At 38.7% G+C, this 13799-nt stretch carries 15 protein-coding genes; 6 read left to right on the top strand and 9 right to left on the bottom strand.

Translation table 11 applies throughout. The features are described 5' to 3' along the window. From ACYPZI_RS03295 to dnaJ, 3 genes are all read left to right on the top strand, one after another. Positions 1–1353: an MATE family efflux transporter gene (locus ACYPZI_RS03295; RefSeq protein ID WP_459598569.1), complete on the top strand. Its 1353-nt coding sequence runs from the start codon at positions 1–3 to the stop codon at positions 1351–1353. A gap of 109 nt (positions 1354–1462) precedes the next feature. Then, positions 1463–2017 carry a nucleotide exchange factor GrpE gene (locus ACYPZI_RS03300; protein WP_459598571.1) on the top strand — a complete coding sequence of 185 codons (555 nt, stop codon included), beginning with the start codon at positions 1463–1465 and terminating at the stop codon, positions 2015–2017. A gap of 19 nt (positions 2018–2036) precedes the next feature. Further along, positions 2037–3155, top strand: a complete 1119-nt coding sequence (gene dnaJ, locus ACYPZI_RS03305) for a molecular chaperone DnaJ (protein ID WP_459598573.1) — start codon at positions 2037–2039, stop codon at positions 3153–3155. A 70-nt stretch (positions 3156–3225) separates the two neighbouring features. Here dnaJ and ACYPZI_RS03310 read toward each other — a convergent pair whose 3' ends face one another. The 4 genes from ACYPZI_RS03310 to ACYPZI_RS03325 form a co-directional block, all read right to left on the bottom strand. Further along, a complete protein-coding gene (locus tag ACYPZI_RS03310) occupies positions 3226–3741 on the bottom strand; it encodes a C10 family peptidase (protein WP_459598575.1) in 516 nt (171 codons plus the stop codon). Then, positions 3741–4514, bottom strand: coding sequence for a Spi family protease inhibitor (locus ACYPZI_RS03315; RefSeq protein ID WP_459598787.1), 774 nt, complete (start codon positions 4512–4514; stop codon positions 3741–3743). The genes ACYPZI_RS03310 and ACYPZI_RS03315 overlap by 1 nt, the downstream gene beginning before the upstream one ends. Before the next feature lie 104 nt (positions 4515–4618). Further along, positions 4619–5014 carry a hypothetical protein gene (locus ACYPZI_RS03320; protein ID WP_459598577.1) on the bottom strand — a complete coding sequence of 132 codons (396 nt, stop codon included), beginning with the start codon at positions 5012–5014 and terminating at the stop codon, positions 4619–4621. Positions 5015–5299: 285 nt separating this feature from the next. Further along, complete coding sequence (locus ACYPZI_RS03325) at positions 5300–5722, bottom strand: iron chaperone (RefSeq protein ID WP_459598579.1); 423 nt, start codon at positions 5720–5722, stop codon at positions 5300–5302. Positions 5723–5746: 24 nt separating this feature from the next. Here ACYPZI_RS03325 and ACYPZI_RS03330 point away from each other — a divergent pair, with 24 nt between their 5' ends. From ACYPZI_RS03330 to ACYPZI_RS03340, 3 genes are all read left to right on the top strand, one after another. Beyond that, on the top strand, positions 5747–6844 hold the full coding sequence (locus ACYPZI_RS03330) for a Nif3-like dinuclear metal center hexameric protein (RefSeq protein WP_459598789.1): 1098 nt from the start codon (positions 5747–5749) through the stop codon (positions 6842–6844). Between the two features lie 111 nt (positions 6845–6955). Continuing rightward, positions 6956–7711, top strand: a complete 756-nt coding sequence (locus tag ACYPZI_RS03335) for a zinc ribbon domain-containing protein (protein ID WP_459598581.1) — start codon at positions 6956–6958, stop codon at positions 7709–7711. Between the two features lie 339 nt (positions 7712–8050). Continuing rightward, positions 8051–10594: an adenosylcobalamin-dependent ribonucleoside-diphosphate reductase gene (locus ACYPZI_RS03340; RefSeq protein WP_459598583.1), complete on the top strand. Its 2544-nt coding sequence runs from the start codon at positions 8051–8053 to the stop codon at positions 10592–10594. A gap of 119 nt (positions 10595–10713) precedes the next feature. On the opposite strand, the gene ACYPZI_RS03345 is transcribed toward ACYPZI_RS03340, so the two are convergent. The 5 genes from ACYPZI_RS03345 to ACYPZI_RS03365 form a co-directional block, all read right to left on the bottom strand. Then, complete coding sequence (locus ACYPZI_RS03345; protein WP_459598585.1) at positions 10714–10950, bottom strand: DUF4834 family protein; 237 nt, start codon at positions 10948–10950, stop codon at positions 10714–10716. Between the two features lie 101 nt (positions 10951–11051). Continuing rightward, positions 11052–11618: a manganese efflux pump MntP gene (locus tag ACYPZI_RS03350; protein WP_459598587.1), complete on the bottom strand. Its 567-nt coding sequence runs from the start codon at positions 11616–11618 to the stop codon at positions 11052–11054. Further along, on the bottom strand, positions 11609–12127 hold the full coding sequence (locus ACYPZI_RS03355) for a nitroreductase family protein (RefSeq protein ID WP_459598589.1): 519 nt from the start codon (positions 12125–12127) through the stop codon (positions 11609–11611). The genes ACYPZI_RS03350 and ACYPZI_RS03355 overlap by 10 nt, the downstream gene beginning before the upstream one ends. 50 nt (positions 12128–12177) lie before the next feature. After that, on the bottom strand, positions 12178–13125 hold the full coding sequence (locus tag ACYPZI_RS03360; protein WP_459598591.1) for a glycosyltransferase family 2 protein: 948 nt from the start codon (positions 13123–13125) through the stop codon (positions 12178–12180). A gap of 8 nt (positions 13126–13133) precedes the next feature. Then, entirely contained in the window at positions 13134–13688 is a 555-nt protein-coding gene (locus ACYPZI_RS03365; RefSeq protein ID WP_459598593.1) for a DUF4199 domain-containing protein, read from the bottom strand. Positions 13689–13799 lie beyond the last annotated feature (111 nt).

The raw sequence follows: 13799 nt of genomic DNA on the forward strand, positions 1-13799 counted from the left end.
ATGGCATATTCGTATAAGGATATATGGAAGGTAAGTTTGCCTATTATGTTAGGTTTGCTTGCCCAAAATATAGTACAACTTACAGGGACATTTTTCCTCGGTCACGTTTCCGATCCGGGACAGCCGGGTATTGCCGGTATTTACCAAAGTGCATCGGGGTTGGCGGGGATTTATTATATTGCCATATTTACAGTATGCTTCGGTTTCAGTATTGGCGGGCAGATCATGATTAGCCGTCGCAATGGAGAAAAAAATTACGATAAAATAGGCAGTATCGTTATTCAGGGAATTATTTTTCTACAAGCATTTGCTCTCATCCTATTCTTTTTGTCCGGTTTTCTGGCAGAAAATGTCTTGTCGATGTTTATGAAATCGTCTAAAGTATATGCTGCCACAGAGGCTTATCTGTCGTGGCGGATATATGGATTTTTCTTTGCTGCCATCAATGTCATGTTTCGGGCGTTTTATGTAGGGATTGCACGAACAAAGGTGTTGACATACAATGCTATTACTATGGCTGTTGTAAATATTATCGCAGACTACCTGTTGATATTTGGTAACTTCGGCTTTCCAAAACTGGGAATCGAAGGTGCTGCAATCGCTGCTGTATTGTCTGAAATAGCATCAGTTTTATTTTTTGCTATATATACTTTTGCCACAGTCGATTTTAAGAAATATGGCTTTATGAAAATGAAGTTTAACTTCAAAATTATAAGGAGTATTCTTCATATTTCATCTTTCACAATGATGCAGTATATCATATCCATGTCTACCTGGTTTTTGTTCTTTATGGCAATAGAACAGCATTCGGAAGATGATTTGAAGATAACCAATCTGGTCCGTAGTTTCTATATGGTTTACTTTATTCCTATGAGCGCTTTGGCTACTACCGCAAATACATTGGTTGGCAATACTATAGGAATGGGGAATGTGAAAGGGGTATTGCCTCTTATTAAAAAGGTGGCATTGCTTAATCTGGGTATTGTTGTTATAATGATTGCCGCTACACTTGTTGCTCCTGAGTTTTGGATATCGTTTATAGCTCCTCAGGATCAGATTTCATTAATAAAAGATACTGTGGCCCCTTTGATTGTACTTCTATTTTCTCTTCCTATATCGGCGCTTAGTATAGTTGCTTTCAATTCTATTTCGGGAACAGGAAATACTCGGATAGCCCTTATTCTTGAAATGATTACTATGGCGATTTATATAATTGCTATGGTGACAATTGTGGTTTACAAACAGATGTCTGTCACTTGGTGCTGGACAGTGGAGTATTTCTATTGGGGGCCATTGTTGATATTTTCTGTTTTGTATCTTATGCGCGGTAAATGGCAGAACAAGAGAATCTAAGATTTTGGCAAGCCTTTTGTTTATAAAAATATGTATTAGTAGGCCATAGTAGAAAGTGGCTTGCTTATTCTTGTATGTAATTATTTGAAAATGATATAAATATTGAGATATGAGTGAGAAAAGTTTTGAACATGATTTGCAAGAAGACGATTTTGTCGATTCTGAAAATGTGACAAATAATCAGGCTGAAGAAACTGAAAATACGGAAGCTAATGACAATGTGACTGATTGGGAATCGAAATATAATGAATTGAACAATTCTTATTTACGTTTAAATGCTGAATTTGATAACTATCGCAAACGTACTTTGAAAGAAAAAGCTGATTTGTTGAAGTCGGGAAGCGAACGTGTCTTAGTAGATGTTATAGCTGTTGTCGATGACTTTGAGCGTGCTTTGGAAAATATTTCTAAAACAGAAGATATAGAGGCTGTAAAAGAAGGTATAGAATTGATATACAATAAATTTGCAGGTTTTCTAACTAAACATGGAGTGAAGGAGATGGAAACTATAGGCCATCCTTTCGATTTGGATAAGCACGAAGCCATAACTACAGTTCCGGCTCAATCGGAAGATGATAAAGATAAAATAGTAGACAGTATACAAAAGGGTTATATGCTTGATGATAAGGTGATACGATACCCAAAAGTAATTGTTGCAAAATAAAATAGAAGAAGACATACCAATGGCAACAAAAAGAGACTACTACGAAGTATTAGAGGTGTCTAAAACAGCAACTGTAGAGGAGATTAAAAAAGCTTATCGAAAGAAAGCTGTCCAATATCATCCCGATAAAAACCCCGGAGATAAATCCGCAGAAGACAAATTTAAGGAAGTCGCGGAAGCATATGAAGTGTTAAGTGACGAACAAAAACGTGCTAAATACGACCAGTTCGGACATGAGGCTCCGGGTGGCTTCGGTGGCTTTGGCGGCTTTTCCGATCCATTCGATATATTTTCGAGTTTTGGCGGCTTCGGCGGTTTTGGTTTTGGCGGACAACGCGGCCCTAGAACTAACCGTGGATCGGATTTGAGGGTGAAGGTTAAATTGTCATTGAAGGATATTGCTTCAGGCGTAGAGAAAAAAATCAAAGTAAATAAATTTGTTGCATGCTCACATTGCAGGGGTACCGGTGCTGACGGAGGAACTGCTTACGAAACCTGTTCTACATGTAAAGGTTCGGGGGTTGTTACCCGTGTGATGAATACGATTCTCGGTCAGATGCAGACCCAATCTACATGCCCGACATGTAACGGTGAAGGTAAGACTATCACGAAAAAATGTCCTCATTGCGCCGGGGAAGGAATCGTCCGCGAAGAAGAGGTTATAACAATAAATATTCCGGCAGGGGTTGCAGAAGGAATGCAACTGTCGATGAGCGGAAAAGGAAACGCGGCCCGTCATGGAGGAGTAAATGGAGACCTGCTCATTGTGGTGGAAGAAGAACAGCATCCGGAATTATTCAGGGATGACAACGATGTTGTTTACAACTTATTATTGAGTGTTTCCACGGCAGCTCTGGGAGGTAATGTTGTTGTTCCTACCATAGATGGTAAAGTGAAAGTTACGATAGAGCCGGGGACGCAGCCCGGAAAAGTTCTTCGTTTGAAAAACAAAGGGCTTCCTAGCGTAAATAGATATGGTACAGGAGATTTGCTTGTTAATATAAGCGTATATATTCCTGAAAATCTGAGTGATTCCGAAAAAACAACATTGACAGGACTGGAAAATTCTCCGAATTTCCAGCCAAGTAAGTCTGTGAAAGAAAAGATATTTAATCATTTCAGAAAAATGTTTGATTAAGTAAACAACTTAAATACAAGGCTGGGATTGTACCGAACCCCAGCCCTGTATATTCATTTTGTACGGTTATTCACCTATACACTGCCGCTACTTTCTTTTTATGTTGGAAGTTTAGATCTGTATCTGATTTTAGTAAAACGGGAGAATCCGCATCAAAACTTCCAAGTGTAAAATATCCATTTCTATCGCCATTCCATCCCCAGTTCATTCCAAAGAGGGTTCTCTGTTCTTTGACTATATATGACGAATGACCGGTTATTACCCTTTCGTCTCTGCTGAGATAGTAGTCATAGTTTACTATCTCTACCAATACCTCTTTTTCTTGTATAGCATAGCCGTCTATAACCCACGCATGGCCACCACCATATGTATTAAAAAGTATCCAGTTCGTTTTTTCGCTTTTGCCATTGGCGGTCACAATTCTACCGTTATCCAATGAACTTTTTATATATGCTGCATCATATCCTGTAGGTTTATCTACTTTAAAACCCAAATCCTTCAGGTATTTTAACCCGTCATCTTCATAATCTGCTCCAGTCCCGTCACAGCCATAGTCAACTACGATATTAAACCCGATACCTTCCATTAGCAGGGCAATACATCTATTCTCCTTCCAGGCCAGCCTTTATAATAGTATAAGCTGCCGGGGTATTTGTAGTACGACATCACTTGTGCAATCATCACAGGCACACAGCCGACAGGAGTATCACCTTTCCCACAATTATGGTATTTCACACTATCGTCAAAAACCTTTCGTTGGCCCCATTCCACATAGGATAGCGGGCCATGGCGGTATATGGTGTAGTAAGGTGTTTTGTCTGTCCTGTACACTTCCTCCAGATGCATAGGTACTTCTTCCATAGGTACCCCTATACGTGCGCTTTTTATCTCTTTGTTCATGGCAAGTTGCAGCGAATCTTTCAGGTACTCGGCTTCGCGGAGGGTCGATACCAGATAGTCTTCTACATAGTCGAATACCGTAGCTGCTTCCACACTTTCATATGCATCCTGCATATGCAGGTTTCCGTCGGGAGTACTGCTGATAACGTCGTCTTTTATCCGGCGGTCGGCAGCAACGACTGTATAGCCCCGGTTATCTGCATAATTAACAATATAAGCTACTGTATCCGGCATATCTTTCAGCTTGCTGTTGCTCAGGTTGGGGAAGTCTGCCGAACGCAATACTTCTATGCTTTCTATTACTTGTGTAGTAGACGATTTTTTCTGTCCATTGTCCAGAGATAGCGCTATTTCTAATGCCTTATCTTTACCGATTGTGTTTTCTGCATTGAATACCCTTGCCAGTAGCGATGGGTCTATATTGGAGGCTATATTTATATCTGTCTGATCTTCTGTGATTTGCTCTTATGTACAACTAAAGAAGATTAATGTCATAAGAAAGCTAAAGGTGTAGTGTAAAGTGGTTTTCATAATATTAAAGTTTTTAAGTTATGGTTAGGTTTTTATTTTGCTTTTTGTTCTATGTTAACACTTGTGAAATAATTAGCATCCGATATGTATATATGTATTCTTCTGATTTCATTAGTCGTATTCTCCTTTACCGATACCTCCAACTTTTTAGCTGTTCTTTTTAGTTGAAACCATTCTCCTTCATAATAAAAATCTCCATTTCCATTTCCTTGTGACGGAAAATCTTCGACCGAAACGTTATTAACTGTTACGTAATCAATTACCCATTTTTCTCCTTTTGTCGTAATTTCCTGAGTGGATGCAGAATACCCAAAAACTAACCTTTTTGTTGATAACTTAATGGTATCATTCTGCTCTCCCTCTTTCCCATCACACGCGAATAAAAGTGCGCAGCATAAAATAAAGCTGAATAAAAATTTCTGTTTCATAGCTATTTTGTTTAAGGTGTTGAAAATTATTTATTCGTAAATATATCGAAATATATTAGAATCAGAATAACATACAGGGCAACCTCATCAAAACTTTATTTCTGTCATTTCCATTTGTAGGGGCAGACCTGTGTGTTTACCCAAATAAAGAGATCCCAAAAGGTCTTTTACACGTCATTGCGAAGGCGACACCCCGAAGCAATCCATTAACAATCAATGTCTTGATTTGCTTCGCCTCGTTCGTAATGACGGAAATTTCATTTTTTGGGACACCTTCTTTCTCTGTTATTTTGACTTCAGATTCCTTTCTATATTAAATTTTACAATCTTTGTTATTAATTTCAGAGGTAGCGGCTTGTCCAAAGGGAGTTGTATTGCTCCTTTCGATGTTTTATAGGCCTCCATATCTTTGGAAAAGACTTCGATTGCTTCTGCTCCCGGATATAGTCCTATATGTTTTTTATGCCCTGCGAAATGTATTAGATTTCCTTTCAGGTAAAAAGTCGGCATCCCCCAGCTTATTTTTTCAGTTGCTTCAGGCGCTCCTTTTTGTATTGCTTGACGTAGTTCTGTCAATGTTTTTTGAATATTTGCAGGAAAGTCGGCTATATATTCGTCAATGCTTTTGGGTATATTCTTCTCTGTAATCATGTTGTTGAAATGAAAATGTTTAGGATGTAATAATACTAAACATTCAATTAAAATCATAACTTTGACATAATAAAAAAGAATATCATGAAAATAAAAGATATACTACATATTATAGAACAGGTTGCCCCTATTCCTTTGCAAGAAGAATTTGATAATAGCGGTGTTCAGATAGGGGATGTCAACCAGGAGGCGAAAGGAGCGATTGTTTGCATCGATGTTACCGAATCGGTGGTCGATGAGGCTGTGTCTTTAGGTTGTAATCTTATTGTTTCGCACCACCCTTTAGCTTTCCGCGCGTTTAAATCTCTCACAGGAAAAAATTATGTAGAGCGATGTATGATGAAAGCGTGTAAACATGACATTGTGGTCTATGCCGCACATACCAATCTGGATAACGCGTCGCAGGGTATTAATCGGTATTTGGCCGATATGCTCAACTTGCAACATGTAAGGATTCTTGATCCTCAGAAAAATAAGTTGATAAAGCTTGTGACATTTGTGCCTCATTCACATGCCGAATTGATGCGGAGTGCCTTGTTTAATGCCGGGGCCGGGCATATAGGTAATTACGATTCTTGTAGTTATAATGTGTCGGGTGGAGGTACTTTCAGAGCGGGCGATGGTTCGAATGCATTTGTTGGAGAAATAGATGAATTACATACTGAACCCGAAACCCGCATAGAAGTCATTCTTCCTGCGTACAAGCAATCAGAGGTACAACGGGCTTTGATTGCCGTGCATCCCTACGAGGAGCCGGCTTATGATTTTTATACCCTTGAGAATGTTTGGCCGGGAGCCGGTAGTGGAGTTGTGGGTACTTTGCCTGAAGAAATGGACGAGGAAGACTTTTTGTACCTGCTTAAGGATACATTTAATCTGAAAACAATACAGCATTCTGCCATTCGGGGTAAAACCGTACGCGATGTGGCTATTTGCAGCGGGAGTGGGGCTTTTCTTATTCCAAAAGCTATATCATATAGTGCGGATGTATTTATAACCGGAGATGCTAAGTATAACGATTTTTATGATGTGGAAGATAAGTTGTTGCTTGCTGTGGTAGGGCATTATGAATCAGAAATTTTCACAAAGAATATTTTTTTCGATATTATCTCGAAAAAATATCCTACCTTTGCGGTATATATGTCGGGATTCGATGTAAATCCTGTAAACTATTTGTAATCAAGCGGAGATATACTCCCGTTTATTACGGATGATGTAGTAAGAAGATAGAAGACTATCGGATTACTGCATTTTTTTATAATAATTTTAATAACTCTCAATCATATAATTATGGCTAAAAAACAAATTGATAAAGAAGTTACGGTAGAAGAAAAGTTGACAACTTTGTACTCTCTACAACAAAAACTTTCTGAAATAGACAATATTAAGATTCTTCGAGGAGAACTTCCTCTGGAAGTTGGAGATCTTGAAGATGAGATTATTGGTCTGGAAACCCGTATAAAAAAATACGAAGCAGAACTAAAAGAAGCCGATACAGCTGTATCGCATCAAAAACAGAAGGCAAAAGACAGTTCTTTGAAAATCGAAAAATACAAAGAGCAATTGGATAACGTGCGTAATAACCGTGAGTTCGATCATCTGAGCAAAGAAATAGAATTCGAAACACTCGAAATAGAATTGTCAGAAAAACGTACCCGTGAGTTCTCTCAAGAATCGAAAAATCTCACTGAACAAATCGAAAAAAGTAAGACTTTCCTGAGTGAACGTTCAGAAGATCTTGCTCAAAAGAAAGCAGAACTGGAAAGTATAGTGTCTGAAACCAGACAGCAGGAAGAGCAACTTCGCGACGAAGTGAAAGATATAGAAGCTGAAGTAGAGCCTCGTTTGCTGCATGCGTTTAAACGTATACGTAAGAGCGCCCGCAATGGTTTGGCGGTTGTATGTATCGAGCGTGGCGCTTGCGGGGGATGTTTTAATAAAATACCACCTCAAAAGCAAATGGATATAAAAATCGGTAAAAAAATTATTGTTTGCGAATATTGCGGACGTATCATGATTGATCCGGAACTTATCGGAGCAGATTGATCTGAAAGAGCCGGATTTATAATATATTATAAAATCGAAAAGGTTAAAGTTTTCCTTTTCGATTTTTTTTATGTCTTTTCGGGAACATAATAGATCTTTTGTTGTTTTACAAATAATGAGGTTTATTTTTAAAATGGAAAACTTTCTCTTGTTTTTTATTTTATAAATTACTTATTATTAGGTGTTTTTGTTTTAAAATGGAAAACTTTTCATTTTGTTGATAAAATATTATTGAAAAATTTGCTTTGTTTGCTCTTATTCTATAATATTGTATAATGAAAAATATCGCAGGCTTTCCTTTGTAAAATCGAATGTAATTAAGCAAAAAATATAGAGTAAATGGTACAGAAGGTTTACACTTTTGAAGAGGCATATAATGCCGCGTTGAATTATTTTAACGGAGATGAATTAGCCGCTAAGGTATGGGTGAATAAGTATGCATTGAAAGATGCTTCGGGTAAAATTTATGAGCATTCACCGGAAGATATGCATTGGCGATTGGCTAACGAAATTGGCCGTGTAGAGGCGAAGTATAAAAATGGATTGACAGAAAAGGAGCTTTTCGGTTTGTTTGACCATTTTAAGTATATCGTACCTCAGGGAAGCCCTATGACAGGTATAGGCAATAATTTTCAGATAGCTTCTTTGTCCAACTGCTTTGTGATCGGTCTTGATGGCCCGTCGGATTCTTATGGAGCAATTATTCGTATAGATGAAGAACAGGTTCAGCTTATGAAACGTCGCGGTGGAGTGGGGCACGACTTGTCTCATATCAGGCCTAAAGGTTCTCCTGTAAAGAATTCAGCCTTGACGTCCACAGGTTTGGTGCCATTCATGGAAAGATACTCGAATTCTACACGTGAGGTAGCGCAAGATGGTCGTCGCGGGGCTTTGATGTTGAGCGTATCCATTAAGCACCCTGATTCGGAATCTTTTATAGATGCCAAAATGATAGAAGGAAAAGTTACCGGGGCAAACGTTTCTGTAAGAATAGACGACGCGTTTATGCAGGCAGTAGTTGACGGAACACAATATGCTCAGCAATATCCGATCGACTCTTCCAGTCCGACTACAGTAAAAGATATTGACGCGACTGAATTATGGAGAAAAATAGTCCATAACGCGTGGAGTTCTGCTGAGCCCGGAGTTCTGTTCTGGGATACGATAATAAAAGAATCTGTTCCGGATTGTTATGCTGATTTAGGCTTTAAAACAATATCTACAAACCCTTGCGGAGAGATACCTCTTTGTCCTTACGATAGTTGCCGTTTGCTTGCTATCAATTTATATTCATATGTCGTTAATCCGTTCAAAAAAGACGCGTATTTCGATTTTGAATTGTTTAAAAAACATGTAGCATTAGCTCAACGCATTATGGATGATATTATCGATCTGGAAACTGAGAAGATCGATATGATTATGGAAAAGATAGGCGCCGATCCGGAAACAAATGAAGTTAGAGGGCCGGAAAAACATCTTTGGGAAAAAATACGTAAAAAGACATTAGAGGGTCGTCGTACCGGAGTTGGTATAACAGCAGAAGGAGATATGATTGCGGCTATGGGGTTGCGTTATGGCACGGAAGAGGCAACAACGTTTGCGGAAGAAGTGCATCGCACATTGGCTTTAGCTGCTTACCGTTCATCTGTAGATCTGGCGAAAGAACGCGGCGCTTTTGAAATATATGATGCTGAAAGAGAAAAGGAGAACCCTTTCATAAACCGTCTTGCTGAAGCTGATCCGCAATTATATAAGGATATGCAAAAATACGGACGTCGTAATATTGCCTGTCTGACAGTAGCGCCTACAGGTACTACAAGTCTGATGACGCAGTCTACATCGGGTATAGAACCGGTGTTCTTACCAGTATATAAGCGTCGTCGTAAAGTAAATCCGAATGATAAGGAAGTTCGTGTAGACTTTGTTGATGAGAACGGTGATTCCTGGGAAGAATATATTGTATTCCACCACAAGTTCGTTACGTGGATGGAGAGTATGGGATATCCTACCGCTAAGCGTTATACAAACGAGGAAGTTGAGGCTATGGTAACCGAATCTCCGTATTACAAAGCAACATCGAATGATGTAGACTGGTTGCAAAAAGTAAAAATGCAAGGACGTATACAAAAATGGGTGGATCATTCAATCAGTGTAACAATCAACCTTCCGTCCGATGCCTCGGAAGATTTGGTAAACGACCTCTATATAGAAGCATGGAAAAGTGGTTGTAAGGGTTGTACAGTTTATCGTGACGGTTCACGCGCAGGTGTACTGATTGCGGCCGATGATAAGAAGAAAGCGGAGGATTGCGAGGATTGTTACGAACGTCCTCAGGTTGTAGTGGATCGTCCTCGTGAGCTGGTTGCCGACGTTATCAAATTCCAAAATAACAAGGAAAAATGGATCGCGTTTATCGGGTTGCTGGATGGTCGTCCTTACGAGGTCTTTACAGGATTGTCCGATGACGATGAAGGATTGATGTTGCCGAAGAATGTAAATCAGGGAGTCATTATTAAAACATTAAATGATGAAGGGCATCGTTCTTATGACTTCCAGTTCAAGAATAAAAGAGGTTATAAAACAACAATCGAAGGACTTAACAGTAAGTTCAATCCTGAATTTTGGAACTACGCCAAGCTAATATCCGGGGTATTGCGCTACGGTATGCCTATCGATCAGGTTGTCAAGCTGGTACAAGGTTTAGAATTGAATAGCGAAACTATCAATACATGGAAGAATGGCGTTGAGCGTGCATTGAAGAAATACCTGCCGAACGATACTGAGGCTAAAGGCCAGAAATGTCCTGTTTGCGGTCTTGAAACGCTTATTTATCAGGAAGGTTGTATGAAGTGTACAAATTGCGGAGCTTCTAAATGTGGATAAAAATAATATGACTAGTCCTAATAAACCTGTAACGGTTATTTAGGACTAGTCAAAAAAAGCCGCTTATAATAAAAATAAGCAGCCCCTTCAATCTATTAATTGATCATTATGGAATTGTATTACTCCTTTATTTCTTCATATTTCACATATTCACCTTCCTCTTTTGAGAAAATCTTTTTATAAACTTTGCTTGTATTCTTGTATGGATCATACTCTTGTGTCCTGGTACGACCTCTGTAGTTGGAAGAAGTATTTGGTTTTCCGAATAAAAGAGACGTTACTCCATTTATTACGGAGAGGATAAACATTATTCCGAATATGACAATAGCGAATATGAAAAATAGAAAAATAGTCATGATGATTGTATTATTTTCTTAATTCAAATATAACAAATAAATAATCTTGTTGATCTATCCATTTTAATTATTTAACAAGACTTGGCGTTTGTAAACAGGTTCTAAGCTTTCAGTATTGTGTGTTGAGCCAGAATGCTGAATCCGATGACGATGAGAATGATGCCTCCGATTATGTTTATGGAATAGTTGTAGCGTTGTCCGACCTTGCATCCAAAAACAACACCTAAAGAGGATAATAAAAATGTTACAGTCCCTATTATGATAGCGGGAAGTATAATACTTTGGTTTATTAACGACATAGAGAGTCCTACGGCTGTAGCGTCTATACTGGTGGCCACACCCAAGCTGAACATAACTTTAAAATTTAGGGGATTGAAGGGAGAACTGTTATCTTCTCCTTTTATACTGCAAATAAGTACCCGTACCCCTAGGAAAAACAATATACCAAAAGCCAGCCAGTGATCGTATTGATCTATATATTGAGTAAATGTATAACCTATAAACCATCCTGCGATAGTAAGGCATGATTGCATAAATGCAAGCATACCAGCGACTTTCAATACATTGACGATTTTGTGGTTTCCAATTATGGCTCCACTGGTAAGGGCGATAACCAGACTGTCCATCGACAGTCCAAAGGCCAGGATTATTATCTGCACTATTTCCATTCGGTGATGTCTGCTAGCGGTTTCCTTATTTTGGAAGGACTGATGCTTTTCTCTTCGTTTATATAACCGATAGGGAATATGGCAGTAGCTTCTATATTTGGCGGTAAGCTAAGCGCTTTATTTAAGATATCAGGGTTGAAATTGCAGATCCAGCATGTGCCTAATCCTTGCTCTGCTGCTGCAAGACAGATATGTTCAGCCGCGATAGCTGCATCCACATCACTAAAATCTTTTCCGTCGGTAGCCGTTCGTTTCCACGAAATGGACGTGTCCTTACAGACTATAATATGCATTGGCGCACTTTTGAACCATTCTCTGTTGTACGATTCTTCTACCTTTTGTTTTAATACAGGGTCTGTTATTATATAAAACTTCCACGGTTGAAGGTTGCAGGCCGAAGGTGATAGCCTGGCACATTCAAGAATGTAGTCGATTTTTTCCCGTTCTACGATATTGGGAAGGTAAGCCCTTACTGAATAGCGGCTTTCGATAAGATTTTTTAGTTGCATTAGTGTTTCCGGTTATAAAGAATGCCGTATTCCGTAGCGGCATTCCTGTATTATAGTTCCTCTTCTATTTTATAGTCGTTTCTGTCTGATGAGTTTCGTGATACAATTTCGCCCAAGAACCCTGCAAGAAAAAGCTGAGTTCCCAATATCATCATAGTGAGAGCGATATAGAAATAAGGGGAATTTGTAACCAACGGATGGGGAACACCTTTGCTTATCGCATATAATTTGGATGCCCCTACTGCAATAGCAGCCAGCAATCCCAGAAAGAACATTACCGAACCCCATAGCCCGAAAAAGTGCATGGGCTTTCTTCCGAAAACCGACAGAAACCAAAGGGTGAGTAAATCAAGATACCCATTGACAAAGCGGCTCAATCCGAACTTACTTTTTCCATATTTACGGGCACGGTGCTGTACTTCTTTTTCCCCTATCTTGTTAAATCCTGCTATTTTGGCCAAATAAGGGACATAACGGTGCATATCGTTATATATTTCAATGTTTTTTACCACATCTTTCCGATACGATTTCAGTCCGCAGTTGAAGTCATGCAGTTTTACTCCTGAAACCTTTCTGGCAGTTGCGTTGAATAGCTTGGTCGGTATTGTTTTCGATAGAGGGTCGTAACGTTTCTTCTTCCATCCTGAAACAAGATCGAAACCTTCTTCTTTTATTTTTTTATATAGATCCGGTATTTCATCGGGGCTATCCTGAAGGTCGGCGTCCATTGTGATAATAACGTCTCCTTCTGCTCGTTTGAAGGCACAGTGCAATGCCGGCGATTTACCATAATTACGCCTGAATCGTATTGCCTTTACATTATTGTCATCCTTTTTTATATTACAGATTACATCCCATGAACGATCGGTGCTGCCGTCATCCACAAAAATAATCTCATAAGAAAAGCTATTTTCACTCATTACTCTTTTTATCCAAGCATGGAGTTCGCTAAGCGATTCTTCTTCATTCAGCAAGGGTATTACTACAGATATGTCCATATCGGCGATCAGTTCTTTTTTATACTTACAACAAAATTTAGGATAACACCTAAAAATAACCCTAGAAATATATTTTTTATAAACTCGAATACAATGTAAGTAATTTTACTTGAGTAAATCGCGACCATTGTATCTCTGGTTTGAGCATAGCTCTCTTCTGATATTAAACCTGTTTTTGGCATACTATCCACCCCTGAAATAGTTATAGATACAAGATTAGAAAAATATGCAGGATCTATGAATTTATAGTGCGCATATATGATTGCACCTTCCAAAAATGAGGCATAGAAACACATCATTATCATAAACAAGACGCAATATATGCCGCCTTTCGGTTTCTCGGTATCAGAACTTTTATATTTATAATAAAGAATATACATGAGTAAAAGTGTGATAATGTTCATCAGATAGAACAAGAATTTGAATCTATCGGATACACCTATCTCAGCAACTACCAGAAACAAGTATCTGAATACCCAAAACGCGCCGAGAATCAGACCATAATGCATGGCATATCTGTTGATTTGGGACAGGCTTCCTTCTGTATTCTGAATTTTACTCATAAGTGATACAAATGTAAGAAATTTGTTTTAAAACAAATAAGTGCAAACTTGTTGATTAGGGCAATCGCATCAAAATTTAGTAAACAGTAGTCAGTAGTCAGTAGTTAGTAG

The sequence above is a fragment of the Dysgonomonas reticulitermitis genome, from assembly GCF_054601275.1.

Coding starts and splice junctions, on each gene's coding strand:
- ACYPZI_RS03295 (WP_459598569.1), top strand. CDS start 1: ATGGCATATTCGTATAAGGATATATGGAAGGTAAGTTTGCCTATTATG.
- ACYPZI_RS03300 (WP_459598571.1), top strand. CDS start 1,463: ATGAGTGAGAAAAGTTTTGAACATGATTTGCAAGAAGACGATTTTGTC.
- dnaJ (WP_459598573.1), top strand. CDS start 2,037: ATGGCAACAAAAAGAGACTACTACGAAGTATTAGAGGTGTCTAAAACA.
- ACYPZI_RS03310 (WP_459598575.1), bottom strand. CDS start 3,741: ATGGAAGGTATCGGGTTTAATATCGTAGTTGACTATGGCTGTGACGGG.
- ACYPZI_RS03320 (WP_459598577.1), bottom strand. CDS start 5,014: ATGAAACAGAAATTTTTATTCAGCTTTATTTTATGCTGCGCACTTTTA.
- ACYPZI_RS03325 (WP_459598579.1), bottom strand. CDS start 5,722: ATGATTTTAATTGAATGTTTAGTATTATTACATCCTAAACATTTTCAT.
- ACYPZI_RS03335 (WP_459598581.1), top strand. CDS start 6,956: ATGGCTAAAAAACAAATTGATAAAGAAGTTACGGTAGAAGAAAAGTTG.
- ACYPZI_RS03340 (WP_459598583.1), top strand. CDS start 8,051: ATGGTACAGAAGGTTTACACTTTTGAAGAGGCATATAATGCCGCGTTG.
- ACYPZI_RS03345 (WP_459598585.1), bottom strand. CDS start 10,950: ATGACTATTTTTCTATTTTTCATATTCGCTATTGTCATATTCGGAATA.
- ACYPZI_RS03350 (WP_459598587.1), bottom strand. CDS start 11,618: ATGGAAATAGTGCAGATAATAATCCTGGCCTTTGGACTGTCGATGGAC.
- ACYPZI_RS03355 (WP_459598589.1), bottom strand. CDS start 12,127: ATGCAACTAAAAAATCTTATCGAAAGCCGCTATTCAGTAAGGGCTTAC.
- ACYPZI_RS03360 (WP_459598591.1), bottom strand. CDS start 13,125: ATGGACATATCTGTAGTAATACCCTTGCTGAATGAAGAAGAATCGCTT.
- ACYPZI_RS03365 (WP_459598593.1), bottom strand. CDS start 13,688: ATGAGTAAAATTCAGAATACAGAAGGAAGCCTGTCCCAAATCAACAGA.